Raw genomic sequence first — 24,070 nt, 5'->3', positions numbered from 1 at the left:
CATGGCATTCGGATACACGGACTGGGACGGTGCAGACGGCACCATCCAACCAGGCTCCATCAAGCGCGCGTCCAGCTCTAACGACAAGGTGTGGGGCGAAGAGAACCTGACTGATACGCCGCTGGCATACGGCACGTTTGTTGCGGTTAACCCGGCAGGCGGCGTCATGCCTCTGGCAGCTGATACGCGCATTCACGGCATCGTGGTCCGCGATATTTACGGCGACGCAGCCCCTGCGAACAAGACCGCCAACATCGGCCACTTCTCACACGGTGACTGCGTTGGCGCGCTGACGGTTGACGGCGTGGACTTCGTGCGCGGCGATACGGCGTACATCGTTGCGACCGGTGCGGACGCTGGCAAGGTTACCAGCGAGGCAACCGGCAACATCGATTTGGGTTACTGGGTTGAAGATGTGAGCGCAGGCAACAACTGCGTGGCGATCACCCTGGGTTATGTACAGCAGCCAGCGCCGGCAGCGGCGGGAGAATAAGAAATGGCAATGGAAACCGCAGATTTTGAAAACGTACTGCAGGAAGCGCTGACCGAGCGCGATACCACTCTGCAGGAGCGCGAGCTGCCTGAAATTAACATCGGTGAAGCGCTGCCGATCAAAGAGGGTCTGGATTTTGCCCTCGAATACGTTGATTTCGGCGTCTCTAAGGTTGTCGGCTCAGTAAAAGACGGCATCATTGGCAATAAAACCAACAGCCTGAAAACCATCGATAGCGATATCGAGTGGATGAAGGCCCCTGTGGGCCAGTGGGCTAAAGCAGCCACCTGGACGCAGCAGGAGCTGGAGAAGATCGCCCGCCTGAACATCAGCCTGCAGACCAAAAAGCAGGATGACCTGTACGCTAACGCGCTGGCAACTATTCAGTATGCCGGTTACGTCGGCCATCAGGGTGTGAAAGGTCAGGAAGGCCTGCTAACCAGCACCGCCGTGCAGCTAATCACTGACGCGGGCAACAAAACCATTGCGGATATGACCTCTGCTGAGTTCGTTGCGCTGGTGCTTAACGCCTACAACGTTGCATGGAAGAAATCGGGCTACCGCATCCAGCCAACGCACATCGCGATGGACGCCAGTGATTTCATGCTGGCAATGCAGAAGTTCGATCCTAACTCGGCGATTGTTGGCACCGACCTGCTGCCGGTTGCGGCTATGGATCGCATCATGGCGGCGCTGCGTAAAGCGTCAGGTAACGAGGCATTCAGCATCACGTTCGTGAAGGTGCCAAGTAACTATGCAGTGGGCATCAAAACAGGCAAGACGCGCATGGTGATTTACACCTATGAGGCGGATTACCTTGAGATGGAAGTCCACATGCCGGAACTGCTGCCGGTTCGCGCCCGTGACCTGCTGACGTATGAGTGCGGTTATCGCTCAGCGTTCGGCGGCGCCATGTGGAAGCAGCCGCAGTCAGCTGTGTACGTGGATTACAAGTCCTCACCGCAGTAACAGAAGGGGGTAGCATGGAATTCACTGACCGTTACCCCGAATTCTCCAGCACCGCACCAGCCCGCATCAGCGGCGCTCTTGAAGATGCAGCAAACCAGATGAGCCGCAAAGTGTGGGGCCGCCTGTATGAACAGGGTCAGGCTGCATTAGCGGCTCATCTGCTCTTTGTATCTGGCGCGCTGACAGTCTCCGGCAATTCCAACGGTAACCCGATGAAGACGATCGCCAGCAGGTCCGTGGCGGGCGTTTCTGTCAGCTACTCGTCACCTGATGCCGGTTTTGGTGCAAATCACGATGGCTACGCATCTAGCGGCTACGGTCAGGAATACATCCGCCTACGCAAGCTGGTTGGCGTCCACGTGCTGGCAATTCGGTGAGGTTTACCACATGACACCTGAAGAAGCCCTGAAAGCCGCTACCGAATATCTGAGAAACCTTCAGGCGATGAAAAAGAAGCATGTCGCCGTTGGTCTCCCCGCATCGAAAGTGGCAGACAAAAAATATGCTGGCGGAGTTTCTGTCATTGAAGTGGGTGCAGCTCATGAGTTTGGCACGGATAACCTCGACGAGCGTTCTTTCTTGCGGGCTCCATTCACGCTTAAAAAGTCCGAAATAAACCGGGCCATCCAGGCGCAAGTTGCAGCTGTTGGGGCTGGGGAGAAGGATGCTGATACCGCATTGAATCTGATCGGTATAGTCGCAAGAAATATCAGCGTTAAGGCCTTCGAAACTGGCGGTTATGGCACATGGCCTGACATCAAGGAAGAGACAAAAGAGGCTAAAGGTTCATCGGGGATACTGATTGACACCGGCGAGTTACGCGGCGCTATCACATGGGAGGTTCGAAGTGAGTGATTTATCTGACCTTGACATGACCGATGCGCTGATTGGCTGGGAAATTCCCGTCAAACTAAAAACCCGCTCAGAGGTGACAGTCGATTTCGTGCCAGTCGTGACAGTGACCAGTGCTGACATTCTTGCGGTGGTTCAGAGCGCCAACAAAGAGAACCTGACGCTCGATAGCCTGGACTGGTCGAAAGAGTATCTCCTCGTGCATGCGCGGCTAAAAATCGAAGTGGGCCAGTTCATTGAGAAGGGAGGGCGTGACTACAAAGTCGTGTCACCGGCCGACTATATGGATTACGCCTTCTGCGCAGTCATCGCGGAGGAAACCAAACTCCCGTTACTGGTGCCAACGCCATGAGACAACCCCACCTGATAGCCGTGGCGCGCTTTGTGCGCGACCTGCTGGCCTATGACGAGCAGTTAATCAAGTTCGATCGCCAAAACGTCATAGCCAGCGATTTCGAGACGAGCTACATCGTCGTCAATGGCTCACTCCCGCAGACGGTGCTGGCCCGCGGGCATCGCTTCAATGGCATAACCGAGGTGACTACCTACACGGCATCCGTCAGTCACGCTGTGGTGCTGGAATTCTACGGCGCCAGTGCCTACACCAACGCCGAGGCATTCATGATGCTCAGCGAGAGCCAGAGAGCCAATGAGCTCAGGCGCAAAAACGCACTGACCATCATGGCCGTATCGAATATCACCGATGTGGGGCAGTTACTTGGCCAGACACACGGCAACCGCGTTCACCTCAGTTTCAACGTTCAGTACGCTCCGGCGCATGACGTGCAGACGCTGCGTATCGACACGCCGCAATTTCAATTTTTAGAGGACTAATAAATGTCGGCATCAATTAACAATGTCATCAATGTGACGCTTCTGGAAGAAGGGCGGGCAGCTGCGCGGGATAACATCAACGTGTGCGCAATCATGACCAGCCAGTCCGGCGTACTGAGCACAGCAGAGCGCTGGCGTTCATACAAGTCACCGTCTGCCGTTGAGCAGGACTGGGGCGCGTCATCTGATACGGCCGCTTTTGCTAACGAATTTTTCAGCACGAGCCCTAACCCGGTTGCTGCTGGCGGCACGCTGATTATCGGATACTGGAATGCAGCTGGCGACACCCTCCCGGCTACAGCAGGTTATTTGCGTGGCTCTGAGATTTCACAAGCCTCAGTACTGCCGGCCCTGCGACAGCATGCCGACTGGTCGTTCGCTATCAAGGTAGACGGCGTAAACCATGAAATCACCGGCATTGATGGAACAACCGCAGCAACCATGGAAGATGTGGTTCAGCAGATTCAGGCCAAAATTACCCCGCAGGTTGCGTCAGTCGAGTTTGATGGCTACCGAATTGTCATCACCAGCAAAACCACAGGTGACACGTCAACTGTAGGTGAGCCCACACGATCAGCAGCTGGCGGCACGTATATCACCGGGCTTATTGGCATTGCATCTGGCTCAGGTGCCGTGGAAGTTAAGGGTAAGGCTGAGGTTCAGGCTGATCCTGAAACACAACTGGAGGCACTGAGCGCTCTAAAAGCGGTTGTTAATATCAAGGGCGTCAGCTTCATCGATAAGATCCTTGATGCACAGGTGCCACTCATTGCGGGCTGGGCGAAAGCCAACGCCGTCATTGTGTATGAGACATTTACTGGCAGTGACGCACTGGAAGTTAACCCGGCTAACCCTGCGTGGGCTGTAACGCTCGCCAGCCAGACCAATTTCCGCATGCTGTTCAGCAAGTCAAATAACCGCAAGATGGGGGTAAGCTATATGGCCCGCACCCACACCGTCAATTTTAACGGTGAACGGACAGCCATTACCATGCACCTGAAAACGCTGAGCGTTCCTGCTGAGGAATACTCGCAGACCGAAATCGACAAGGCCAAGCGCATCGGCCTGGACATCTACACCACGATTAAAGACGTGCCGTGCGTCCTGTCCAGTGGCTCAAATGACTTTGTGGACAACGTCTACAACCTGATGGCCTACGTTGACGCGGTACAGACAGACTCCTTCAACCTCCTTAAAACCACGCCAACCAAAGTGCCGCAGACCTATTACGGCGTAGACCAGTTGGAAGACTGTGTGGAAAAAACCACCCGAGGGTTTGTGCGTGCTGGAGTATTCAGCCCCGGCACCTGGACGCTGCCTGATTTCTTCGGTGACCGTGAAATGTTCCTGCGCAACATCGAGCAGGAGGGCTTCTATGTGCTGGCTGGCGATCTGGCTGATCAGTCAACCGCTGACCGACAGGAGCGCAAATCGCCTGTTATTCAGGTGGCCGTGAAGAATGCCGGAGCTATCCACAGCGCCGACATCATCATCAACTTCAATAAATAGGGGCCGGTAAATGTCACAGATTGTTATTAGCGCAGATACCGCCACTATCGTACTGAACGGGCGGATCATCACAGATATCGCAGCGGGTGATTACATCACGCTGACGCCATCCAACGCCCTGACCAGTCGGGCAAACAGCGCACAGAACGGCGTTACCGTCGCTCGTCGGCTGGATGCCGGAGTGCATGTCATGGTGATGCGTGTGCAGAAGTTTTCAAACGACGACATCTGGCTTAATCAGCAGCGTAACGCGGCCATCCCTGTCATCTTCAATGGTTCGGTTAAGGAATCATTTGTGCGTGATGGCGCAGCGCTGAAAGAGACCTACGACCTGCAGGTCGGCTCTATCACGACCCAGCCAACGCAGACCAAAAACAACCAGGACACTAACGCACTCATGGAATACACCATCGAGTTCCGTAACGCTGTGCGCAAGGTATAAGCCATGTCAAAAGATAAGCAGAAAGAAGCGCTGGACATGATCCGGGCCGTTTACGATGACGGCTATGCAGAGATTAACGGCAACCGGTACGAGTTCTCAGCGATGACACACAAGAAGCGCCGCAAAGTATTCGCCTTCTTTACCGGCATTGCCAGTGAGCTTGGCCGGCAGTCTCTGGAGTTCCTCGATACTGAACGCTTCGAAGAGATTGAGCGGGTGATGTTTGATTACGTGCTGTTTGATGGCGTCCAGCTCTCCAAGCAGCCTGACCATTTCGAATCGCACCCCGCAGACTACATCATCCTGATCACAACGGCACTGCAGGTTATCAGCCTGCCTTTTATGGGCGGGAGCAATATGAACTCACGTTCAGAAGCTCCAGATGTTCAGAAATTTACGTTAAATCCTCGAACGTAAGCGATGACATGAGTATGTACCTGGCGCTCTCAAAGGCCGGGTACGGCTCGTACTCAGAGCTCATCAAACTGGATACACCCGAACTGCTGGACATGCTGGAGTTCGAGAACATCAGTGCTGATATTCAGCATTATGAAATGGAGAAATCCCGCAATGGCGATCGTTAATGAGCTCATCACTAAATTCGGGTTCATCGGCAACCTTGCACCGCAGGAAAACTTCAATGCCAACCTGAAAACATCCATTGGACTTCTGGCTGGAATGGGGGCCGCTATCGCAGCATCAGCGGGCGGGATTGCTGCATGGGTTACCAACATCAGCGACTCGATAGACCCAATTGTGCAGTTTGGGCGTGAAACTGGCATTGCCGTTGAAACCATTCAAAGCCTCGGCTATGCCGCTTCCGTGAATGGCTCCAGCGTTGATGCTCTGCAGGCCTCTCTCGGTGAGATGACCAAGCGCGTAGGTGAATTCATTGCTACCGGGCAGGGGGAGGCGAAGGATGTAGCGGCCAGGCTCGGTCTTCAGTTCAAAGACCTGAACGGACAGGTTAAGAGTTCTGACGTGATATTCCGCGAACTGGCAGACAAGCTTCATGGGATGAGTCAGGCTGAGAAATTCTCAGTGCTCGATAAGATGGGCATCGATCGCTCCATGGTACAGCTGCTATCACTGACCGGCGATGAAATTGAGGGGTTGCAGGAAAAGGCTGCGGCACTGGGTATTGTGACGCAAGACCAGGCGGATCAGTTCGCTGCCTACAACGACTCGCTGACCACACTCGGGAGAGGGTTTGACAGTATCAGGTTCCAGGTTGCGATCGGATTTGTGCCGGTGCTGAAAGACCTTGCTGATAACTTTGTAAGCGCGCTGGTAGCCAACAAGGATTTAATTCAGAACGGACTTTCAAGATTGGGCGACATAATCTTCTCTGTAGTTGGAATGATTCATCGATTACTGCCAATAGTAAAAGCCATCACCGTAGCATTTGCCGCATGGTGGTTAGTTACCGGTGGACTGGCGGCAGTGATGGGTGTGCTTTTATCTCCAGTATTGCTCATTACTTTAGCGATTGCAGGTGTTGTTATTGCTGTTGATGACCTGATCACAGCAATGCAGGGCGGACAGAGCGTCATTGCAGACTTCTTCAGAGATAACTGGGGTATCGATATTGTCCCGGCATTAAAGGCCGCAAAGGCCGCCGTGGCTGACTTCATCAATTATGCCAAAGATAGCTTTAAACCCCTGGCTGATGCGATCATCTCCACGTTTAAATTAGCTTGGCACCTGGTTACTGGTGCGTTTACTGGTGATTTTCAGGATGCGATTAATGACGCTCAGAACATCATTGATTCGCTGATGTCGTTCATAAAGGGCGCGTTCGGCGTCACTGGTGACGCGATTAAATACGTGTTCGGCGACGCTGGGGAATTTATCGTAAGCATTTTTACCACTGCTGTAGAAAACGTAAAACGGATGTTTTCCTCGCTATGGAAACTGGTGACTGGGGACTTTACAGGCGCGTGGGAGGATGCCTCTGGGGTATTCACCAACACCATTGATTTGTGGAAAAAACCATTCACAGCATTTGTTGAGTGGGTGAAGCTATTGTTTTCTGGCCTCTGGAAGCTGGTCACCGAAGACTTCGCAGGTGCGTGGGCTAATGTCTCAAAAATATTCACCAACACCGTCGAGTTATGGAAGAAGCCATTCACCACTTTCATTGATTGGGTGAAAGCTTTATTTGCTGGGCTTGGTGATTACATCGCCAACACCATCAGCAACGCAGCGTCAAATGCCTGGACTGCCACTAAGTCTTTTTTCGGGTTTGGTGATGACGAAAAGCAAGGTGCTGGGGGTGCAGGTGGTTACGGCGGGAATAATGGCATCCCGTACGGCAACCCGGGATTAAACGGTAATTTGGCATATTCTACAGGTGGCGGGTCTTCAAGCAATTCATTTAGTTTCGGGCAGAATGTGTACGTCACAGCTCCTGATGCAGTGGCTGCAGGTAATGCCGTGGTGGATAGCAGCCAGCAGCAGCAGAAAGAGGCGCAGCGATTCTTTGGGCGGGGTGGAAAATGATTAATATTCTCGACGGTTTCACCAAAGCCCAGGAATCAGGTAAGTCCACAGTAAAGAACGTTGGCATCGGTGGATTTGCGATGTTTGCCCGTGTCAGCGACTCAACACAATACCCGTCACAGGTTCCCGTCGATGTGCTGGAAGATGGCAGTAACGCATCTGACGACATCATTAATGGCCCTCTTGTGATCACAATCAGCGGCGTGGTTTCCGATGTGTATGCTGATGCTAAACCGGGAGAGTCATTCGGCATCATCCCCGACTATTCCCGGGTTGGGGAGGTCATTGAATACATCCCGGCGAAAACACAGCAGCAACTCCAGAAAATAAATGAGATTGCCGACCGGGTGGAGCAGAGGGTATTGAAGGCAAAACGCTTGTTCGATAAAGGCGCTGACCTGTTCGGACTGGTTGGCAACCCCACCACCGGGGGCGCTAAAGGACTGCGTGAGCAGTTCCTTGATTTCATTGAGGCGATTTATTATGGCAAACAGCTGATATCTGTTGATGTTGATTACAGGACGCACGAGAACATGGCCCTTAGCGGACTTACTCTGAGCACTGATAATCAGACGATGGAAACCAGATTTGAGGCAACATTCACGAAAATTAGCTTCACACAATTGACCACAACGCCAATCAGTCGTTACTTCAAATCACCATCTGCAGCAGCCAAAGGCAAGACGACGGGAGTGTCGAATAAAGGTGCTCAGACGCCAGCTGATAACTCCAAGGCCAATGAGGCAGAGGCACCAAAATCACTGGCAACAGCACTCGTGGGTGCGGTGAAGAGTTTCTTTTGAGGACTATGCATGGACCTTATATCTAACATCACTGATGAGCCTGCCCAGCGCCACGTCCTGCTGTTCGATCGCGGCGAGGCGGTAATGACGATCCGGCATCTTCCCCCTGTAGAGATGTGGAAGATGCGCATGGAGTACAACGGTGACTTTATTGATGGCGTAAAGCTATCGCTGGGAACGCTGCACTTTCGTCATAAAAACTGGCCGTTTGATATAGTCATTCTCGCAACAGACAACTCTGGAATTGACCCATACAGGATTGATGATTTCTCTACAGGTCGCTGTGAGATGTACCTGGTGACACCAGAAGAGATGACCGAGGTGCGCGGAGGTGATGTCCCATGATGGAGACATTTTATCGTGACTACCGCCTGACGGTTGGCATTGGCAATCAGGCTGTAATTATAGAGCCGCCAATGTCGGTTTCATTCAAAGCGCTTGAGTCTGTGGATAGAAAAGCACTTGGCAAGTTGACGGTATCGATAAACGGCTTAAAACCATCTACCCGACTACAGCTGGTTAAGGCTGAGGATGATAAAAAATATATCCCTGTGAGACTGGAGGTTGGATATAACGAAAAGTTGCGGCAGGTGTTTCAGGGGTCAGTGAAAAGTGGTGCATTGAAACGAGAAGGCCCGATCCATATCGTAACGCTTGAATGTGAGGATGGCGGTCACGACTATATCAATGCATTCACATCGCGCACCGTACGCGGTAAAGACCAGGTGGTTGATGCCGTATTGCAGGATATGCCAAACACGAAGAAAGGTTCTGTAACTGGCATGCAGCAGTTAATCAGGCCGAAAGTGCTTGTTGGCAGTTCGAGCAAAATATTAACTGACATGCTGTCTCCTGATGAGGCGCTATTTATCAAAGATGAGCGCCTCAATATTCTGAAATCGAATGAGGTGGTATCAGGCAACATACCGGTAGTGAATGCCAGGAGTGGGCTGCTCAATACCCCTCAATCGACTAAGGCAAGCGCACAGGCGAGTGGGAACCAGAAGAAGCCAACTCCAACTAACAATCCTGTAACTGACCCAGGCGGAAACAGCAAAGAAGACGTTGACTCCAGCACATTAGTTTCTCAGGTGAAAGGGCAGATCGTCTTCGAAACAAAGCTCAATCCATTACTCCGGATTGGCGGGCTTTGCTCTCTGGAGAGCGTGACAAACCCCGAGCTGAACGGGGTTTATAAAATCTACCAGATTGAAACCAATGGGCAGTACACCGGGCAGGCATGGACACAGAAGGTTGTATGCCAGCCAGCCGGTAATTACTTAGCTATCAATTAATTTTTATGGAATTGAGCTTTCCGCTCGTATCAGTTACACATGCTGCCATAGCCGGAATTGACACACCAAAAGCATTTTTCGATTCAAATGGCAGCATAACCTGATAACCGTTCCCATTTGGAAGGGCGATAACAGCGGGTTGTTTATAATCAAATGACTCAGGTATTTTAACTCGATTTTTTGCCGCTTTTACACAGTTATTGCCTGAATCAAACATAGCCCGGTCCACTTTGGCCTTGGTTGCTTCAGCGGCGATTTCTTCTGGTGTTTTTATTGGGGAATGGCGATCCAGGAGCCAGCCAATCCCAGCCATGACAACAAATGCTATGAATACCTTCTCTCCAGAAGAGAATTTTACTTTTCCTCCGGCGTTCTTAAATGCTTTTTGTTCGCTTCTTGAAAGTTTTCGATATTCTTTGTTTGTTAAAGTTCTGCTCATTATTTGTTTATCCTGAATGGGTTCCTGTTCACTCGTATCTGAATCGTCGAAAAAACCAAGTCGAGCATCCGGCTGACTAATATTTTTATCTGCTCTTGATTTAGATGTGGATTTGCTACCGCCGCTAAGATTGTCACTTGTATAAGACATGCCGGTGCCAGGCAAGCCAACAGTAGTTCTTGTCCCTTTCTTACCAACGTTTAACGATGCGCCAGCCTTGCCAATGGTTGCGCTGGTTATTCCCGATTTCCCAACATTGATATAAACGCCCGGGGCAATCTTAATACGCCTTCTAAATCTAAATCCCATAGGTGCCTCTGCTGTGTGTTAAACAAGTATGCAGGCCCGATCTATGCCGGTTTAATTATGAGTAAATCATATGGTTGAAGAACTCCACGACACTATTGGTCAGGGTGTCGATTTTGCCCTGGCTAACGTCCACACCATTGTCATAGCAAAAATCACTGCTGTAAACGAAAAAACCATCAATTGCGTACCAGTTATAAATCGTGTCTTGGATGGTGCGAGCGTCAGGTTGCCTGAGTTTATTGAGGTTCCGCCGGTCATTATGCAGGGCGGAGGGAGCTACATTGCTGAGCCTGTGAAGCCCGGTGATTACTGCCTCGTTCTGATATCCGAGCGATGCTATGACTCATGGTACGCCGGTAGTGATTTCGTTCCTCCCCTTGAAATGCGTATACACGATTACTCTGACGGCTTCGCGCTATGTGGCGTGAACCCACTCGCTTCTGCAATATCAATTCCAAAAAAGAACCGCCTCATGATGGGCAATACCGACCATTCGGGGGATATGGTTATCACAGGAAATCTGACCGTAAAAGGAGATATCACCTGCACAGGCCGCCTGACAGCTGGTGCGGCGACAATTGGGGGTATTGATTTTGGCACACATACCCATCGCGGTGATAGCGGCGGCAATACAGGAGGCCCTCAATGATTGTGTCTGCACTCGATAAAGATGACGACTGGGGGTTTGGCCGCGGGCGGGCGAATTACATAACAGGTGGCTCTGCCATTGCCCAGAAAGTTAAGTGCCGCATCCGGTCATTCAAAAATGATAACCCCCTCAATATGGCAGATAACATCGACTGGTTTTATCTGCTATCTGAGAAAAACACCGAACAGCAAATACTGCGCGAAATAGAGCGAGTCACACTGGCAACAGATGGCGTAATGCGGATTAACAATCTGGAGCTGACTGTCAATAAACGAACCAGATATCAGGTTGTAGAGTTGCGCATCCAGACAGTATTTGATGAACAGATAATCAACTTCCCTGTTAGCGGAGCGCGGAGCGATGGCACTACAGTTTGATAATAACGGCCTGCAGATTGACGATTTCCCGCAAATATTCCAGACGCTTAGCGATGGGTATAAAAGCATCTATGGTCAGGATATCGACCTCGACCAGGAGTCGCCGGACGGCCAGCGAGTAGCGATAGAGGCTCAGGCAAGAGCCGATATTGAGTCGGCGCTACAGTGGCTGTACTCACAGATGGACCCTGACTTTAATACCGGTGACATGCAGCAGGTCATTGCTAAATTGCACGGGCTGTACCTGCGCCCCGGCTCACGTTCTCAGCGCGACCTGAAGGTGACAACTGACCGACCGGTGCTGCTATACGATGGATACAAAATCCGTGACCAGGCTAATCAGATCTGGTTTGTGCGTCAGGATGTAACTGTTCCTGCAGGCACAACTACAGTCACATTCTTTGCAGAGAAGTTCGGTAAAGTCACTGGGCTGTTAAGCGACACATTTACGCAACTGACGCCAGAACTTGGCGTGGTAAATATCATCTCCGATGTGGCTGTGGTGGTTGGCAGGGATGAGGAGTCACCAGAGGAGTTCAGGCAGCGTCGCAATCGCTCTCTGGAAAACCCTGCGACCGGAAGCACGGGCGCCATATTCGCCAAAGTAGCCCAACTTGCCGGGGTAACAGATTTAAATATTGACGAGAACGACACCAGGCTTAATGACCCGCTGACAGGAATCCCGGCTAATTCTGTCTGGCTGGTAGTTGAGGGAGGCGCGGCGTCCGAAATTACCGAGGTTCTGGTAAAGCAAAAAGGTGGAGGCACTGGCACCAAAGGGGCGGTCACCGGGCGCTATGTTGAAACGCTTGTGAGGCCGGACGGCACGACACTTAATATTGCACACGATATGAACTTCGACAGGCCTGTTTATAAGCCGCTGCGTATTCAGCTAAAAGCGAAGCGAAAAGTTTCTTCTGATCCTATTGATATTGATTCGCTAAAAGAGGCTCTTGCTGGTCGCGTTATGCACATTGGAGAAGATGTTGACGCCAATGAGTTCTATGCAAATGGGTATAGTGTCAGCAGGCTGAACTTCGTTCTAACAGAATTAAAAATCAGTGACGATGGCATAAACTTTACTGACGGGGAATTGTCTCCGGGATTCCAGGGTAAATTCACATTAGATGTGGCTAACATAGAAGTTAATGAGGTGGCCTGATGAATTCCGACATTATCAACCGCTACACTCTGATGCTGATAAAGCAATACTGGGAAAAGCCAAAAGCCAAAGCTGAAATAGAGGCGATGCTCATTCAGTGGCAAATAATCGCCGATTTCATCCGCGATCCTGCCAATTTCGATATTGACCAGGCTGAAGGTTATCGACTCGATGTGATTGGCCGTATTGTTGGTCTGTCACGCAGCGTGCCGGAGGTGGTGGCTAAGGTGTTTTTCGGATTTGATGGTCACTCAGATTCGGCAGGATTCAGCAGTAAGAGCGACACATCATATATCGGCGCTCCGTTTTTCAGTAAATTTGCTCCGGCGTATGGCGATTACCAACTGGGAGATAATGAGTACAGGCGGTTCCTGAAAGTTAAAATAGCTAAAAATGCATCATCCTCCACTATTTCTTCTGATGACCGCGTTAGCCTGCAGGAGGTTATTCAGGAGGCATTTAATGGTGAGGCATATGTAACAGACAGAAAAGACATGACTCTGGCGCTTAACATTTCACCTCAGATTTCTCAGGAACAGTTACGTCTGATTGTGAGGCTTGGTTTGCTCCCCAAGCCGGCGGGTGTTCGCTACGACTATTTCTATCAAGTAACTCCCGGAATGACGTTCGGGTTCTCCAAAAACCCCGCAGCAAGGGGGTTTGGAAGCAAATTCAATGCCGCCTATCAGGGCGGTTTTTTTTCGAGGAAAATTCATGTCTAAAATTACACGATATGCAGGAAACCTGAAAGCGTTCGGGTCAGATGCTCAGGGTCTTGAGCGCACCTTGTTTGGTGAAACAAAGCAGGCTGATGATTTAACCTCACAGGTGACGCCAGCTTTCCTGCGTGGATGGGGCGTGGTTGGACCGTCAGAGCATCCTTCGCTGGAAGACTTCAATGCAGCGATGTATGCAATGAGTCAGTTCATTGCATATCAGCACCAAATGGGAGTTCCTGAGTGGGATGCGGCTCAGGAATACTATATTGGTTCGCTTTGTGTATATTCCGGGGAAACCTATTCCTCCCTGGTAAATAGCAATATCGGAAGCGCCCCGCCATCCGCGAAATGGACAAAGCTTATAACCGTTAAAAATGGTGTATCAAGTCTTAGTCCGCGCTCAATGACAGCCACATCCAGCGCTTCATTTACTGTACCAGCTGGAATTACCACTCTATGGATTTCCGCCTGTGCTGGCGGCGGCGGCGGCGGGGCCGCTGGCGGTGGCTCATCAAGTGGGGTTGGCGCTGGCGGCGGGGGCGGCGGTGCTGGTCAAGCCATTATCAGATCTCCTTACACCGTAACACCAGGTCAGGTTATTCCTATTACTGTTGGTTCAGCAGGAACAGCAGGTGCGCGGAGTAGCACAGGCGGCAATGGCGGTGCCGGTGGTAATGGTGGCAATACAATAATCGGTAGCCTCGTGACCCTTACCGGCGGCACAGGCGGCAGCGGAGGCGCTAACATTCCCGCCGGAGCGGGAACAGCTGCGGGAGGCGGCAGCTCTGGCGCTGGCTATCCGGGAGGGACATCCGGACAAGATGTTCTGGCTGGTAGTCCGGGTGGATCCGGTGGGGCTGGCGCTTCAGGGCCATTCGGCGGGGGCGGTGGTGCAGCGAGGTCCGGCGTTGCAGGCTCAACAGCAGCAGACGGCAGAGGCGCTAACGGATTTGGTGCTGGCGGCGGCGGCGGCGGAGGTCTGTACACTTACACCGGAAGTACAACCGGAGGCAACGGCGGTAATGGCGGTAATGGTTCAGGCGGAATTGTAACTATTGAATGGTGATTGAAATGGCTAATAAAGCGAAGGTGCGAAATTGGGCGCTGGTTAACAACAAAACAAACATTGTTGAAAACCTGGTGGTTTGGGATGGTGAAGCCAAAGTTGATTTTGGCAATGGATTAACTGCTGTTGAAGTTCCTGAAGGTGCATTCATCAGCACAGGATTCACCCACAGCAACGGTGAGTTTGTTGCGCCACCGCCTACCGAAGAAGAACAGCAGCAGAACGAAGAGCAGCTTATTGCTACCAATGCGGCAACCAAACAAATGTTGTTTGATGCGGCCACGTTGAGCATCAGCGTTCTACAGGATGCGGTTGATCTGGAAATGGCCACAGAAGAAGAAGCCGCGGCTTTGACTGCCTGGAAGAAGTACAGAGTGTTGCTAACTCGTGTTGATGCAAATACAGATAAAGATGTTAAATGGCCGGCTAAGCCATCATAAAAAAGCCCCGGCGACGGGGCAGAACGGACCGCGCCCATCTCAGCAGGCTGCGGGGTGTGATTTGAGATTAGTCACTCTCCGCTGCTGCTGCCCAACATAAAACCCTTTCACAACCGCACCTTTACAAATTTGTGAGCCGCTCCGCCTTGATCAAAACCATCGATCGATATTACTGTTTATCTATACAGCATTTATCAATGGAGGATTCTCATCATGGCGCGTACCGACGACATTCTTTTTGCATTCACTCAGTCCATTAAGATGGAGGAGAGCGGCCGGCGAACCATAACTACGCGTGACTTCGTGGCCGCGCTTGAGCGTTACAACTGGCACATGTCACTGCGTGAAGCTAATCAGTGGATTGAGAATTACACTCATAACTTTCGTGATATTTCCACAGAAGAGGGCGAGGCCCGCACCTTCCAGATGTTCAACCCGAACGGGGGACTCTGACATGGGATTTCCATCTCCTGCGCAGGACCATGTTGAGCACCGCCTGAGCCTGAATGACATTCTGATGCCGAACCCGGCCAATATGATGCGCGTTGAAACGCCGGAAGGATTTGTGCTGGTTGACCGCTCCATCCCGCCTAAGCCCGGCGACAAGGTTGCATTCCAGTTTGAGGATTACCCGCAGATTGGGAAACTGTTCCCCTCGGGCATCATCACTCAGGACGGCGAGACGATCGACGGGAAGGGACTTGATGGAGTAGTGGTGCTCGGAAAGGTGACGGCCGAGATACTGGCTGTGTATGAGCCATACCGGCCGACCATCTGATAGCTCAGGTTCGAATCCTATTGTGTGACTCGAACGAATGAAATGGTGTGTCGTAATTGTGTCGCCACATAACGCAGATGAATTTCTGATAACTGCACTTAACGACACAGTACGACACATCACTTTGCGCGAGCATGGATTTCTGGCCTTAAATCAGTGTGTTAAATGATGATCTACTATCTTCTAAGCCGTAGGTCACAGGTTCGAATCCTGTAGGGCGTACCATTTTTACTTCTCCTCAAGTCTAATCAAGTACACAAAACCCTATTCAGTAAGCTCCTTACCGCGAATCTCGTTATCTCAACGTCTACTAACATCTATTGAAATCAATAATCATGTGGGGGTACATTTGGGGGCAGGTCAGTTGGACAGGCACACGCTTTACACAATCCGAAACGGAGTAGCACAGGCCCTACAGGCGAAAGAGCGCCACCGTCAAAGGATGGCAGCGTCAGAGTTCAGATGGCAAAAGCCAGCTGAAAGAAGAAATATTAAGCGTCGGGGTGCAAATGATTATTGAGCGTCTTAATTAGAAGGACAGCTGTGTTCCCCAGGGAACCAATATCTGAAATCTGGTGTACCTGGAAGGTTGTTAACTTACCGATATTCATGGTTAGGGAAACATCAAGACCATCGAGAACCAGCATAGACGTGGCATGGCTCTGTGAAGCTAAAGTGAGGGCTAACTTCTCTATTTTGCTTGAATCCGCATCGCTAATGGTAACCGTTAAAGATTCAGGCTCAGAACCAATGCGCCTTATGTAGGTATATGAAAGGGCATTTCCCGTAATTGAATAGTGTTCCTGTGGATTGAATGGTGCTGAGGTTAGATCAAGCCTAAGCCATTCATTCTGCTTTGATAATTGATAGTTCCTGCGGTTTTTCTCGGCTTCCTCTTTGTCTAATCTGTAAAAGCTATAGCCAGCCAAGGCTAAGGCACAAATAAGCGATATTCCCCCTCCGCTTCCTACGCCGCCATGGTGTGAGCAAGCTCCCTGTATACCAATTGAAGGTGACTGCCAGCCATCTGAACACCCACCTCCCAATAAAGCTTTCATTCCAAAAAACACAGTAACAAACACAATACCTGGAACTAGCCAAAAGCGTCTTTTCATTTTTCATCCATGCAACATCAACAAGCCTACCCGTTCAGGTTACTAATTTCTGGGCATGGCCGCATCGACTTTAGCTTTATGGTCTGCCTGACGTTTCCATGCGCTATATATCTTTAGTCCACGCCTTACCAGCTTTCGTCTGATAGCCTGCATCGTTAAGCCGCTCTGCGATGATGCGAGCATTGTCAAAGCCCTGATTGATAGTCTCAGCAATGATGCGGATCACCTCCTGTTCGTCATATGGCGAACCCGGTACACCCTGCTTACCGACGATAAGAGCAGCGGCAGCTACTTCCATCCGCTCCACCAATGACATTAAGCGAGCATTAGGGTTATTCTCTGGACGGTTCAGTTTCTGTCGGATGGCATCGACAAGCCATGCGGTTTTATCGCCACTAGAAGAGCTAATGACTTTGAGGTCACAAAAACATTTGGGGGTATGTGTAATTACATAACAAGGAAAAATAACTAAATAACATGCACATATGATTTACTATTCAATCCTGTAGGGGCCAATTTTCTCTCCTGTTATCCTCTTCTGAAGTCCACTAAATCCCTTAAAACAAAACGCTTAACGAAACATTGCTATAGGGTGATATGAAGGCCATACAGCATAGCTGTCAGCAAAAACTGTTGTCACTGACTGGTCAGGCTTGTAAGCCACCGATTGGCATCAAACAACAATTAAGACATAACAATGATCAGTTGCCGAAAAGTAAGGGCAACCAAGACAGGATACTGCCAGTATTGTGCTTGATTCTTAGGCTGATGTTATCTGCTAGTCTGGAAAGCTCATGCCGGACATCCGCTCTGTGCCAGAAACGGACTTGATTCACTTCGTGGTAGGTTTATCAGCTCTGCATAAGTAATAAGAGTGAAATAAATCCGATTTGACAACCAAAGAGCACTTAAATCGGGACCCAGACATTAAAATCCTAAAGTGTAGTCATGAATAGCCGATATCAGATATTACTTATCAGTTTACAAATCATTTATTGAAAAAGAGGCTTGCGTTGAAGCGAGTAGAGCGCGATTTCATCTGTCTGTTTAATTGTGTGTGGTATCAAGATTTTCCTGTGTTCAAAGGTGAATATATCAACCGATCCAACTGGACCATTCATGTTGGCCTGGTCATGCGAGAGTGTGCAAAGTTGATGGGCGCGAGAACGTTTTTTGAACAGTGCGGGCGTACCGATGCAGTCTTACGATACCCAGATAATCAAATTTTAACCTATGTTGAGTGGGAGTATAATCAGGCAGACAGAGACAGCGTTAACGAATTAGACAAACTGCTTGAAAAAAACGATAAGTGTTATTTCTCCACGTTCATCTCGTATTGTCAGCATGAAAATATCAATATTGTTATTGAAAAAGCAACCAGAATATGGAGTGAAGCTAGTAGGCCTTTAATTTTTTTTCTTATCACTTATGAGCCTCAACCGAAAAAAAGCCGTCATTTTTTAGAACTCAGAACTTATTTCTTCTCAAAAAGAAAAACAAAACTTGTTCGCAAACAACCTGCGCTTCCGTGGGATATTGAGCAACGAAAATACAATGTTGAAGAAGATGCAGGATAAGAAGGGGGATAAAGTTTTCACGACAGTCTCGTTTCGATCCCTGACTAAAATTTTCTGTTCGTAAAAAACAAATAACCTCAGCTTCGCTGTAACCGTCTTTTGTGTACTAATGCGCCTCCAGGCCCATTTTTTGCTCGTAGTGGACTTTGCGCCCGGGTCAGTCCACTCTGTACCAATAGCGGACCTTTGTAACATCAGACTGTATTAATCAATGAGGGGCAGGTCATCTGGTATCATTCAGAACGTTTGCATGGAGAGCTAAATTGGTTTACGTCATACAAAGTAAATACATCAAATACGTGAACAGATTTATAGAGGTTTTCTATAACAAGAAAAATAAAGAAAAGTACCAGCACGAAACAGGAAATAAAAATATATTACTATGTATTATGGTAATGGTGTATTAATTAGTCAAAAGGGTGCCAGATATGCATTGCGATGTTAATCTGCCATAATAAGATATCTGTTAAACCCCTGGGGATTTATCCTGCTCAAATTTTGAATCGTTTAAGATAGTCAATTAATAACCTTTGCCGTAACGAATACCTGTGGGCATATGGCCAGACAACATAAATCGGTGTGCTGGTATCACTAATCTTATCCTCCAGCAGCGTACAAAGGGAGCCTGACTCCAGATGTTCTTTTATTGAAACGTTAGGTAGATATGCTATGCCATTACCATTAAGCGCCAGCTTAATGCGAGTCTCAATATCGTTACAAATAATCGATTGAGGAAGATGTAAAGATTTTATTCCCGGTAATGGCCATGTTTGAATCATGCCAGTATTTCTTGACCGATAGTGAATTAAAGTATGAGTGGTGAGTTCTTCTGCACTTTCTGGTTGACCATGCTGGGAAAGATAATCCGGAGAGGCAACAAGTACGCTTTGAATATCACCAATGTAGTAAGAGCATAAATTTCCATCAGGATCATTTCCGACACGTAAGGCTGCGTCGAAATTTTCACCAACCAGATCGACAAACCTGTCGGAAAAATCGAATTCGACTTCTATCTCTCTGTGTTCTTCCAGAAAAGTATTAAATCTTTCACTAAACAGATTCGGGATGGGGGCTACGCTGATTTTTAATCTTCCGACGGCGCTCTCAGTTGAAACCAGCATGGCATTTTGTATCTGATCGACTTCCTCAAGAATGCGCAATGCATGGTTTAAAAAACACTCACCTTCATAGGTCAATGAAATTCTACGGGTATTGCGTTGAAGAAGCTGTGCTCCCACGCTGTTCTCCAGGCTGGTCACCCGTTTGCCCACAGCTGAAGCGCTCAATCCCAGCGCACGGCCCGCTGATACAAAGCTCCCCACTTGCGCCACCTTCACGAACACCGAAATAGCGGAAAGTGAATCGATCATTTTTTGTACCTCAAGTTGGATTGCGGCCAAATCTGGCAGCATAGTCCGGAACTGCAGGTAGGTTATTCCAGAACGTAAGTTAATGTAAAGTCATTGTGGTGTTAATTGATATCACACCCCGAGTTAAAACATAGCCTATACACGGAAGCTAAAAGTGTAGGACAGCAATCTAATAATGCGAAGTGATGTTATCGCTCGTTGTGCAAATAATGGTTGGCTAAAATCAAAAGGAATAATATGAACGAAAATCAACAGCTATCTAATACTTTAAGTTTTCGGCGCGCACCGCTAGCCAAAAGTACTGATTTAACATGGCATATGCATGCGATACAGGAAGTGGAGTATCAGGTTTCAATCGTCAGAGATATATTAAATCTTAAAAATCCATCTTTAGCGCGGGCCTGTGCAAAGCATGTCGACAAAAACTTAAAGGCAAGTATCAAACGACTGGTTGTTATAGATAAAAAAGTTGATGAAATCTACGGTGAAAGATTCAAAGCTTACTTCTCACATTGGAATTTTGACATCCGTTGGAAAGTTATCTCAGGAGATGAGATTAACAAAAATGTCGAATCAACCATTCTGGTAGCTGAGGCGATGGCAGACGCCGGTTTATTGCGTCGTGGCGAGGTCGTCATCGGTATCGGTGGGGGTGTCTTACTTGATGTAGTGGGATTTGCCTCTAGTCTTTATCGTCGCGGTATACCCTACCTTCGTATTCCAACCACCTTAATGGGTCAGATTGATGCAGGTATAGGCATTAAAACTGGTATCAATCACGGAGATCATAAAAATCGTCTGGGAACCTATTTTGCGCCGACGTCAGCTTTAATCGATCCGTCGTTTCTTAAAAGTCTCAACCAACGTCATATTTCTAATGGTGTTGCGGAAATTATTAAAATGGCGCTTATTAAAGATAAGCCTCTGTTTGAATTGCTTGAAATGATGTCACTGCATCTGACTCCGGAAGCTTTTTCCTCAGAAGATTGCGCAATGAAGGAAATTATCACGCGCTCTATTGCTGGCATGTTGGCAGAACTTGAGCCAAATCTCTGGGAAGCAGAATTAGCCCGTTGCGTAGATTTCGGGCATACCTTCAGCCCTTCGCTGGAACTTCTCGCTAATCCGGTGCTGCTGCACGGCGAAGCGGTTGCCGTTGATATGGCGCTGTGCGTTGCGCTTGCTCATGGGCGCGGACTGCTGACGGCAGAAGAGACAGAACGTGCCATATCGCTGATACAAAAAAGCGGGCTGCCAATTTCAAATCCTATTTTTAATCTCGCCCTGTTGGAAGAAGCCCTCGTTGACACGATCAAACATCGTGATGGATTACAGCGTATTCCGCTTTCTGACGGTATCGGCAACGTGGCTTTTGTCAATGACATTACACGCGATGAACTTGCTGTTGCGTTGGCGTTCCTCGAAAGTCGCGAAAAGTTATTAAGCGGGGAAGTAGCAGCATGACCCAAACAGCCACTGTGATCGATATTGGCGGGACTCACATGCGATGGGCTAAGTGGTCAGCGGATAAAGGTGTGGGTACTCGCAAATCCATAACCACACCGAGCTTTCATCAGCACCCTGATATGTCTGTTCAACAATTGCAACAGCGGCTGGTGAAAACAATAACTGAAATTCCTGTCTGCGATCAGGATAAAACAGTGGGCATTTCTTTTGGGGCGGCGATGAATCATCGCAATGCAACGGTTTATGCTTCAGCGCCGCTTTGGGGAGCGCACAACGTTCCCTTTGATCTTCAGAGCGAGTTGATTCGCCTGCGGCCTGATGTCAAATGGCATGTCGTTAATGATGTCACAGCCGCCTTGCTGCACGTTATTACCACGCCACTGTGTGCCCAGGACCGCAAAGTCATGTTGGTGACAATTAGCACCGGGATTGCTGCGCGTACTATAGACAGAGCGACAAGGCATATTCCTTTTGACTCCTGTGGCCTGCAAGGAGAAATCGGTCATCTTCCCGCAACCACGAACCTGGGTCGCGAGATGGTGCATCTGCTGTGCGACTGCGGTGAATTAAATCACCTCTCTTCGTTTTCGTCGGGGCGCGGTATAGCAAGAATGGCGGACCTCTTTAAAGTTCGGGAACCGCAGCAGTGGGCGGATTCGATGCTTGGGAGAACAATTGAAGAAGGTAGCAATTTTGAACAGGCCTTCAGCAAGGCACTGCATACAAATGACCCGGTAGCGAAAGCGCTACTCAGCGCTGTGACGTTACCTGTTGCTGATGTTCTTCGCACTGCACTCTGTCTTGACCCGGATTTAGATAAAATTGTCATCACCGGAGGCGTTGCAGTTTCGCTGGGTGAACACTACAGATCTGCGATTCTCGAACATTTGCGCACTGCGGGTTTGTACCTGACCAGCCATCTGGATTTTGACTGGATAGCAACACGTATTGTGGTAGCTCAAGCAGACTGTCTTGCTGGCGCGGGGGTTGCCGCTACCTTTGGAGCCTGGTAATGAATCAGTGGCACAGAGCGTTAGTTCGCCATGACGGTAAAGTCGTGGTGATGGACAGGCCAACCCGCAAGCCAGAGGGTTATGAACTTACAGTCAAACCTATATACGCAGGTTTATGCGGAACAGATATCCAGATGTTACGCGGACTTCGTGATGATCCTAGCCAGATCCTCGGGCATGAAGGTATCGCACGTGTGAGTGAGGTAGGCAAAGATGTCCCGGCCAATCTGGCACCTGGAACGCTGGTTTGCATCAATCCAACGCATCGCAGCGATCCTGCATTTCTGTTGGGCCACAATGTCGAAGGTCTGCTCCAGGAAAATGTACTGATTCCTGCAATCGCAGTACGCGATGGCCTGGTTATACCGCTGAGCACCGATCACCATTCCGCGACAGCGACCCTGCTGGAGCCACTTGCGGCGGTACATTATGCCTTTGAGTTATTGTCAGACCACAACCCAGACACGCTGGTGGTATTTGGTGATGGTGTAATAGGCCATCTGGCAGTTCGGGCTGCAGCTGACAAACTGGTGGCTGGAATACGCATCCAGCATTTGCACCATACTGAACAAGGAATGGCATGGAGCAGGCGTTATGAAGCGGGTGCTGCACAATGCGTTCTGAATAATGCAGCAGGTATGGCATTACTCTCTTCACTTTCGGAAGGTGCACGTGTTGCGGTGCTGATCGCTACGCCACGTAATGCGACTCTGGCGTGTCTCGAAACTGCACTCCGCTACATTCGCGGAGAAGTCAGGATAAATTTACTGGGGGGGTTACCAGCAGATGCTGCTACGCCTTTGTTACCTGGTGTCCTCTTAAGCCAAATCAGAGCAGTGAATTGTGCCGGTAAGCCCATGCCCGGTGTGGTTCAGACACATCAAACCAGTCATGCCAAAACCGTCCAGCTAGTTGGCCAGCGTGGCGTAGCTAACCGTCATTTGAGAAGCGCTGCAGACGAACTAATGAAACAGCCTGAGCGCTACAGTTCTCTCATTACGCATACTCTTTCTCTGGAAAAGGCCGCTGATGTGATGACGCATCTTGCATCATCAGCGGAGCGACAATTCGATGGTCGCAGGTTAATAAAACTTGCGGTGCAATTCAGCACGGAAACTTGATAATAAGGAGCAATTAAAAGATGTCTATAACGGGTCGTCAGGCGCTAGTGGTTGGAGGTTCAACCGGGATTGGCAGAGCGATAGCAGAAGCCTGGTCCCAGGCCGGTCTGGAAGTCACAGTTCTCAGTCGGAATCCGCCATCAAACCAGGGAAAAATTCGCTGGATGTCAGTAGATCTTACGGACCATCAAGCTGTACAAGCAGCGCTGGCCGAGGCCGCCACCGGTCCTTTGCAGGCCGTGTGTTATGCGGCTGTGTACTATGGTGATCGTCGCTCTTTATTTTCAGAGACCGCATTAACCGAATGGCGCCAGCAACTTGAGGTCAATTTAAACGGGCTATGGTTGACGCTGCAGGCAACGTTACCTTCGCTACGTCAATCGTTGCCGGGTCTGTTTCTGAATGTCTCTTCTGAGGTGGTTTATAACGGTGGGCCCGGGCGTTCAGGTTACGCCGCAACGAAAGCGGCTTGCGCTTCACTGATTGACTCGCTGAGCCAGGAAGAAGATCCTGCAAAGGTCCGCTTTATTTCTGTGCTTCCAGCAGGAATGGTTGATTCTGCGGGCATTCGCCGTCGCCGTCCATCTGATTTCGATTACTCAGGTTATATGAGACCGGAGAGTTTTGACCGAGTCGCGGTGGAGCTGATCACAAATCAGAATCAGTTCATCAATGGTGCAAGCTTAATGGTTCAGGCCAATGGCCACTGGCAGCCTGTCCAGGAAGCGAAACCAGCATCACAGAGCGATCGGAGCAGGCTGTGACGCCG

The 24,070-nt window shown here is 49.7% G+C and carries 30 protein-coding genes and 1 pseudogene; 27 read left to right on the top strand and 4 right to left on the bottom strand.

All coding sequences use genetic code 11. The features are described 5' to 3' along the window. Position 1: 1 nt before the first annotated feature. The 14 genes from ABIB18_RS03390 to ABIB18_RS03325 are packed head-to-tail and all read left to right on the top strand — an operon-like array spanning position 2 to position 9,699. Entirely contained in the window at positions 2 to 493 is a 492-nt protein-coding gene (locus tag ABIB18_RS03390; RefSeq protein WP_354473658.1) for a structural cement protein Gp24, read from the top strand. Between the two features lie 3 nt (positions 494 to 496). Further along, positions 497 to 1,462, top strand: a complete 966-nt coding sequence (locus ABIB18_RS03385; RefSeq protein ID WP_354473657.1) for a major capsid family protein — start codon at positions 497 to 499, stop codon at positions 1,460 to 1,462. Between the two features lie 14 nt (positions 1,463 to 1,476). Next, positions 1,477 to 1,839, top strand: a complete 363-nt coding sequence (locus ABIB18_RS03380; protein WP_354473656.1) for a DUF4054 domain-containing protein — start codon at positions 1,477 to 1,479, stop codon at positions 1,837 to 1,839. 10 nt (positions 1,840 to 1,849) lie between these two features. Continuing rightward, complete coding sequence (locus ABIB18_RS03375) at positions 1,850 to 2,317, top strand: phage virion morphogenesis protein (RefSeq protein WP_354473655.1); 468 nt, start codon at positions 1,850 to 1,852, stop codon at positions 2,315 to 2,317. Next, positions 2,310 to 2,666 carry a hypothetical protein gene (locus ABIB18_RS03370; RefSeq protein ID WP_354473654.1) on the top strand — a complete coding sequence of 119 codons (357 nt, stop codon included), beginning with the start codon at positions 2,310 to 2,312 and terminating at the stop codon, positions 2,664 to 2,666. The genes ABIB18_RS03375 and ABIB18_RS03370 overlap by 8 nt, the downstream gene beginning before the upstream one ends. Continuing rightward, the gene (locus ABIB18_RS03365; RefSeq protein ID WP_354473653.1) at positions 2,663 to 3,148 is read left to right on the top strand and encodes a phage neck terminator protein; all 486 of its coding nucleotides are present in this window, start codon (positions 2,663 to 2,665) and stop codon (positions 3,146 to 3,148) included. The genes ABIB18_RS03370 and ABIB18_RS03365 overlap by 4 nt, the downstream gene beginning before the upstream one ends. Positions 3,149 to 3,151: 3 nt before the next feature. Then, entirely contained in the window at positions 3,152 to 4,657 is a 1,506-nt protein-coding gene (locus ABIB18_RS03360; protein WP_354473652.1) for a DUF3383 family protein, read from the top strand. Between the two features lie 10 nt (positions 4,658 to 4,667). Next, positions 4,668 to 5,099 (top strand): hypothetical protein, encoded by a 432-nt coding sequence (locus ABIB18_RS03355; RefSeq protein ID WP_279809497.1) that lies wholly within the window; start codon positions 4,668 to 4,670, stop codon positions 5,097 to 5,099. Between the two features lie 3 nt (positions 5,100 to 5,102). Further along, positions 5,103 to 5,516, top strand: coding sequence for a hypothetical protein (locus ABIB18_RS03350; protein WP_354473651.1), 414 nt, complete (start codon positions 5,103 to 5,105; stop codon positions 5,514 to 5,516). Between the two features lie 14 nt (positions 5,517 to 5,530). Further along, entirely contained in the window at positions 5,531 to 5,683 is a 153-nt protein-coding gene (locus tag ABIB18_RS03345) for a hypothetical protein (protein WP_279809495.1), read from the top strand. Further along, positions 5,670 to 7,601 (top strand): phage tail tape measure protein, encoded by a 1,932-nt coding sequence (locus ABIB18_RS03340; protein ID WP_354473650.1) that lies wholly within the window; start codon positions 5,670 to 5,672, stop codon positions 7,599 to 7,601. Before ABIB18_RS03345 ends, ABIB18_RS03340 begins: the two co-directional genes overlap by 14 nt. Further along, positions 7,598 to 8,404 (top strand): phage baseplate protein, encoded by an 807-nt coding sequence (locus ABIB18_RS03335; RefSeq protein ID WP_354473649.1) that lies wholly within the window; start codon positions 7,598 to 7,600, stop codon positions 8,402 to 8,404. The genes ABIB18_RS03340 and ABIB18_RS03335 overlap by 4 nt, the downstream gene beginning before the upstream one ends. A 9-nt stretch (positions 8,405 to 8,413) precedes the next feature. Continuing rightward, a complete protein-coding gene (locus ABIB18_RS03330) occupies positions 8,414 to 8,749 on the top strand; it encodes a hypothetical protein (RefSeq protein WP_354473648.1) in 336 nt (111 codons plus the stop codon). After that, positions 8,746 to 9,699: a hypothetical protein gene (locus tag ABIB18_RS03325; RefSeq protein WP_354473647.1), complete on the top strand. Its 954-nt coding sequence runs from the start codon at positions 8,746 to 8,748 to the stop codon at positions 9,697 to 9,699. The genes ABIB18_RS03330 and ABIB18_RS03325 overlap by 4 nt, the downstream gene beginning before the upstream one ends. Here the strand turns inward: ABIB18_RS03325 and ABIB18_RS23760 are convergent. Beyond that, positions 9,692 to 10,447 carry a DUF4236 domain-containing protein gene (locus ABIB18_RS23760; protein WP_502922705.1) on the bottom strand — a complete coding sequence of 252 codons (756 nt, stop codon included), beginning with the start codon at positions 10,445 to 10,447 and terminating at the stop codon, positions 9,692 to 9,694. The genes ABIB18_RS03325 and ABIB18_RS23760 overlap by 8 nt on opposite strands. Positions 10,448 to 10,517: 70 nt before the next feature. Here ABIB18_RS23760 and ABIB18_RS03315 point away from each other — a divergent pair, with 70 nt between their 5' ends. The 8 genes from ABIB18_RS03315 to ABIB18_RS03280 all read left to right on the top strand — a co-directional run bounded on the left by ABIB18_RS03315 (position 10,518) and on the right by ABIB18_RS03280 (position 15,638). Further along, the gene (locus ABIB18_RS03315) at positions 10,518 to 11,096 is read left to right on the top strand and encodes a Gp138 family membrane-puncturing spike protein (RefSeq protein ID WP_354473646.1); all 579 of its coding nucleotides are present in this window, start codon (positions 10,518 to 10,520) and stop codon (positions 11,094 to 11,096) included. Next, a complete protein-coding gene (locus ABIB18_RS03310; protein WP_354473645.1) occupies positions 11,093 to 11,473 on the top strand; it encodes a contractile injection system sheath initiator in 381 nt (126 codons plus the stop codon). The genes ABIB18_RS03315 and ABIB18_RS03310 overlap by 4 nt, the downstream gene beginning before the upstream one ends. After that, entirely contained in the window at positions 11,457 to 12,635 is a 1,179-nt protein-coding gene (locus tag ABIB18_RS03305) for a baseplate J/gp47 family protein (protein WP_354473644.1), read from the top strand. The genes ABIB18_RS03310 and ABIB18_RS03305 overlap by 17 nt, the downstream gene beginning before the upstream one ends. After that, positions 12,635 to 13,357: a baseplate wedge 1 family protein gene (locus ABIB18_RS03300; RefSeq protein ID WP_354473643.1), complete on the top strand. Its 723-nt coding sequence runs from the start codon at positions 12,635 to 12,637 to the stop codon at positions 13,355 to 13,357. Before ABIB18_RS03305 ends, ABIB18_RS03300 begins: the two co-directional genes overlap by 1 nt. Next, on the top strand, positions 13,311 to 14,420 hold the full coding sequence (locus ABIB18_RS23755) for a glycine-rich domain-containing protein (protein WP_502922707.1): 1,110 nt from the start codon (positions 13,311 to 13,313) through the stop codon (positions 14,418 to 14,420). Before ABIB18_RS03300 ends, ABIB18_RS23755 begins: the two co-directional genes overlap by 47 nt. Before the next feature lie 5 nt (positions 14,421 to 14,425). Beyond that, on the top strand, positions 14,426 to 14,860 hold the full coding sequence (locus tag ABIB18_RS03290; protein WP_354473641.1) for a tail fiber assembly protein: 435 nt from the start codon (positions 14,426 to 14,428) through the stop codon (positions 14,858 to 14,860). Positions 14,861 to 15,073: 213 nt separating this feature from the next. Then, a complete protein-coding gene (locus ABIB18_RS03285; RefSeq protein WP_354473640.1) occupies positions 15,074 to 15,313 on the top strand; it encodes a DNA polymerase V in 240 nt (79 codons plus the stop codon). Position 15,314: 1 nt separating this feature from the next. Further along, a complete protein-coding gene (locus ABIB18_RS03280) occupies positions 15,315 to 15,638 on the top strand; it encodes a LexA family protein (protein WP_354473639.1) in 324 nt (107 codons plus the stop codon). 491 nt (positions 15,639 to 16,129) lie between these two features. On the opposite strand, the gene ABIB18_RS03275 is transcribed toward ABIB18_RS03280, so the two are convergent. Both ABIB18_RS03275 and ABIB18_RS03270 read right to left on the bottom strand, forming a co-directional pair. Further along, positions 16,130 to 16,753: a hypothetical protein gene (locus tag ABIB18_RS03275; protein WP_354473638.1), complete on the bottom strand. Its 624-nt coding sequence runs from the start codon at positions 16,751 to 16,753 to the stop codon at positions 16,130 to 16,132. Positions 16,754 to 16,795: 42 nt separating this feature from the next. Beyond that, a pseudogene (locus ABIB18_RS03270) lies at positions 16,796 to 17,219 on the bottom strand (hypothetical protein). A gap of 610 nt (positions 17,220 to 17,829) precedes the next feature. Between ABIB18_RS03270 and ABIB18_RS03265 the strand changes: the two are divergent. Further along, entirely contained in the window at positions 17,830 to 18,330 is a 501-nt protein-coding gene (locus ABIB18_RS03265; protein ID WP_354473637.1) for a hypothetical protein, read from the top strand. Between the two features lie 491 nt (positions 18,331 to 18,821). On the opposite strand, the gene ABIB18_RS03260 is transcribed toward ABIB18_RS03265, so the two are convergent. Further along, positions 18,822 to 19,700, bottom strand: a complete 879-nt coding sequence (locus ABIB18_RS03260; protein ID WP_354473636.1) for a LysR family transcriptional regulator — start codon at positions 19,698 to 19,700, stop codon at positions 18,822 to 18,824. A 237-nt stretch (positions 19,701 to 19,937) separates the two neighbouring features. On the opposite strand from ABIB18_RS03260, the gene ABIB18_RS03255 reads away from it, so the two are divergent. From ABIB18_RS03255 to ABIB18_RS03240, 4 genes are read left to right on the top strand one after another with little or no spacing between them, the layout of a single operon-like run. Then, the gene (locus tag ABIB18_RS03255; protein WP_354473635.1) at positions 19,938 to 21,164 is read left to right on the top strand and encodes a sedoheptulose 7-phosphate cyclase; all 1,227 of its coding nucleotides are present in this window, start codon (positions 19,938 to 19,940) and stop codon (positions 21,162 to 21,164) included. After that, positions 21,161 to 22,180 carry an ROK family protein gene (locus ABIB18_RS03250; RefSeq protein ID WP_354473634.1) on the top strand — a complete coding sequence of 340 codons (1,020 nt, stop codon included), beginning with the start codon at positions 21,161 to 21,163 and terminating at the stop codon, positions 22,178 to 22,180. Before ABIB18_RS03255 ends, ABIB18_RS03250 begins: the two co-directional genes overlap by 4 nt. Next, entirely contained in the window at positions 22,180 to 23,301 is a 1,122-nt protein-coding gene (locus ABIB18_RS03245; protein WP_354473633.1) for an alcohol dehydrogenase catalytic domain-containing protein, read from the top strand. Before ABIB18_RS03250 ends, ABIB18_RS03245 begins: the two co-directional genes overlap by 1 nt. Before the next feature lie 20 nt (positions 23,302 to 23,321). Then, positions 23,322 to 24,065 (top strand): SDR family NAD(P)-dependent oxidoreductase, encoded by a 744-nt coding sequence (locus tag ABIB18_RS03240; protein WP_354473632.1) that lies wholly within the window; start codon positions 23,322 to 23,324, stop codon positions 24,063 to 24,065. Positions 24,066 to 24,070: the final 5 nt, after the last annotated feature.

The sequence above is a fragment of the Pantoea sp. UYEF8 genome (assembly GCF_040546285.1).
GTDB lineage: Bacteria > Pseudomonadota > Gammaproteobacteria > Enterobacterales > Enterobacteriaceae > Pantoea > Pantoea brenneri.
The sequence above is the reverse complement of the archived record's forward strand: the minus strand, read 5'-3'. Positions and strand labels throughout refer to the sequence as shown.

Excerpts from the sequence above, each read along its gene's own strand:
- ABIB18_RS03390 (WP_354473658.1), top strand. The coding sequence starts at position 2 with ATGGCATTCGGATACACGGACTGGGACGGTGCAGACGGCACCATCCAA.
- ABIB18_RS03385 (WP_354473657.1), top strand. The coding sequence starts at position 497 with ATGGCAATGGAAACCGCAGATTTTGAAAACGTACTGCAGGAAGCGCTG.
- ABIB18_RS03380 (WP_354473656.1), top strand. The coding sequence starts at position 1,477 with ATGGAATTCACTGACCGTTACCCCGAATTCTCCAGCACCGCACCAGCC.
- ABIB18_RS03375 (WP_354473655.1), top strand. The coding sequence starts at position 1,850 with ATGACACCTGAAGAAGCCCTGAAAGCCGCTACCGAATATCTGAGAAAC.
- ABIB18_RS03365 (WP_354473653.1), top strand. The coding sequence starts at position 2,663 with ATGAGACAACCCCACCTGATAGCCGTGGCGCGCTTTGTGCGCGACCTG.
- ABIB18_RS03360 (WP_354473652.1), top strand. The coding sequence starts at position 3,152 with ATGTCGGCATCAATTAACAATGTCATCAATGTGACGCTTCTGGAAGAA.
- ABIB18_RS03355 (WP_279809497.1), top strand. The coding sequence starts at position 4,668 with ATGTCACAGATTGTTATTAGCGCAGATACCGCCACTATCGTACTGAAC.
- ABIB18_RS03350 (WP_354473651.1), top strand. The coding sequence starts at position 5,103 with ATGTCAAAAGATAAGCAGAAAGAAGCGCTGGACATGATCCGGGCCGTT.
- ABIB18_RS03345 (WP_279809495.1), top strand. The coding sequence starts at position 5,531 with ATGTACCTGGCGCTCTCAAAGGCCGGGTACGGCTCGTACTCAGAGCTC.
- ABIB18_RS03340 (WP_354473650.1), top strand. The coding sequence starts at position 5,670 with ATGGCGATCGTTAATGAGCTCATCACTAAATTCGGGTTCATCGGCAAC.
- ABIB18_RS03335 (WP_354473649.1), top strand. The coding sequence starts at position 7,598 with ATGATTAATATTCTCGACGGTTTCACCAAAGCCCAGGAATCAGGTAAG.
- ABIB18_RS03330 (WP_354473648.1), top strand. The coding sequence starts at position 8,414 with ATGGACCTTATATCTAACATCACTGATGAGCCTGCCCAGCGCCACGTC.
- ABIB18_RS03325 (WP_354473647.1), top strand. The coding sequence starts at position 8,746 with ATGATGGAGACATTTTATCGTGACTACCGCCTGACGGTTGGCATTGGC.
- ABIB18_RS23760 (WP_502922705.1), bottom strand. The coding sequence starts at position 10,447 with ATGGGATTTAGATTTAGAAGGCGTATTAAGATTGCCCCGGGCGTTTAT.
- ABIB18_RS03315 (WP_354473646.1), top strand. The coding sequence starts at position 10,518 with ATGGTTGAAGAACTCCACGACACTATTGGTCAGGGTGTCGATTTTGCC.
- ABIB18_RS03310 (WP_354473645.1), top strand. The coding sequence starts at position 11,093 with ATGATTGTGTCTGCACTCGATAAAGATGACGACTGGGGGTTTGGCCGC.
- ABIB18_RS03305 (WP_354473644.1), top strand. The coding sequence starts at position 11,457 with ATGGCACTACAGTTTGATAATAACGGCCTGCAGATTGACGATTTCCCG.
- ABIB18_RS03300 (WP_354473643.1), top strand. The coding sequence starts at position 12,635 with ATGAATTCCGACATTATCAACCGCTACACTCTGATGCTGATAAAGCAA.
- ABIB18_RS23755 (WP_502922707.1), top strand. The coding sequence starts at position 13,311 with ATGCCGCCTATCAGGGCGGTTTTTTTTCGAGGAAAATTCATGTCTAAA.
- ABIB18_RS03290 (WP_354473641.1), top strand. The coding sequence starts at position 14,426 with ATGGCTAATAAAGCGAAGGTGCGAAATTGGGCGCTGGTTAACAACAAA.
- ABIB18_RS03285 (WP_354473640.1), top strand. The coding sequence starts at position 15,074 with ATGGCGCGTACCGACGACATTCTTTTTGCATTCACTCAGTCCATTAAG.
- ABIB18_RS03280 (WP_354473639.1), top strand. The coding sequence starts at position 15,315 with ATGGGATTTCCATCTCCTGCGCAGGACCATGTTGAGCACCGCCTGAGC.
- ABIB18_RS03275 (WP_354473638.1), bottom strand. The coding sequence starts at position 16,753 with ATGAAAAGACGCTTTTGGCTAGTTCCAGGTATTGTGTTTGTTACTGTG.
- ABIB18_RS03260 (WP_354473636.1), bottom strand. The coding sequence starts at position 19,700 with ATGATCGATTCACTTTCCGCTATTTCGGTGTTCGTGAAGGTGGCGCAA.
- ABIB18_RS03255 (WP_354473635.1), top strand. The coding sequence starts at position 19,938 with ATGAACGAAAATCAACAGCTATCTAATACTTTAAGTTTTCGGCGCGCA.
- ABIB18_RS03250 (WP_354473634.1), top strand. The coding sequence starts at position 21,161 with ATGACCCAAACAGCCACTGTGATCGATATTGGCGGGACTCACATGCGA.
- ABIB18_RS03245 (WP_354473633.1), top strand. The coding sequence starts at position 22,180 with ATGAATCAGTGGCACAGAGCGTTAGTTCGCCATGACGGTAAAGTCGTG.
- ABIB18_RS03240 (WP_354473632.1), top strand. The coding sequence starts at position 23,322 with ATGTCTATAACGGGTCGTCAGGCGCTAGTGGTTGGAGGTTCAACCGGG.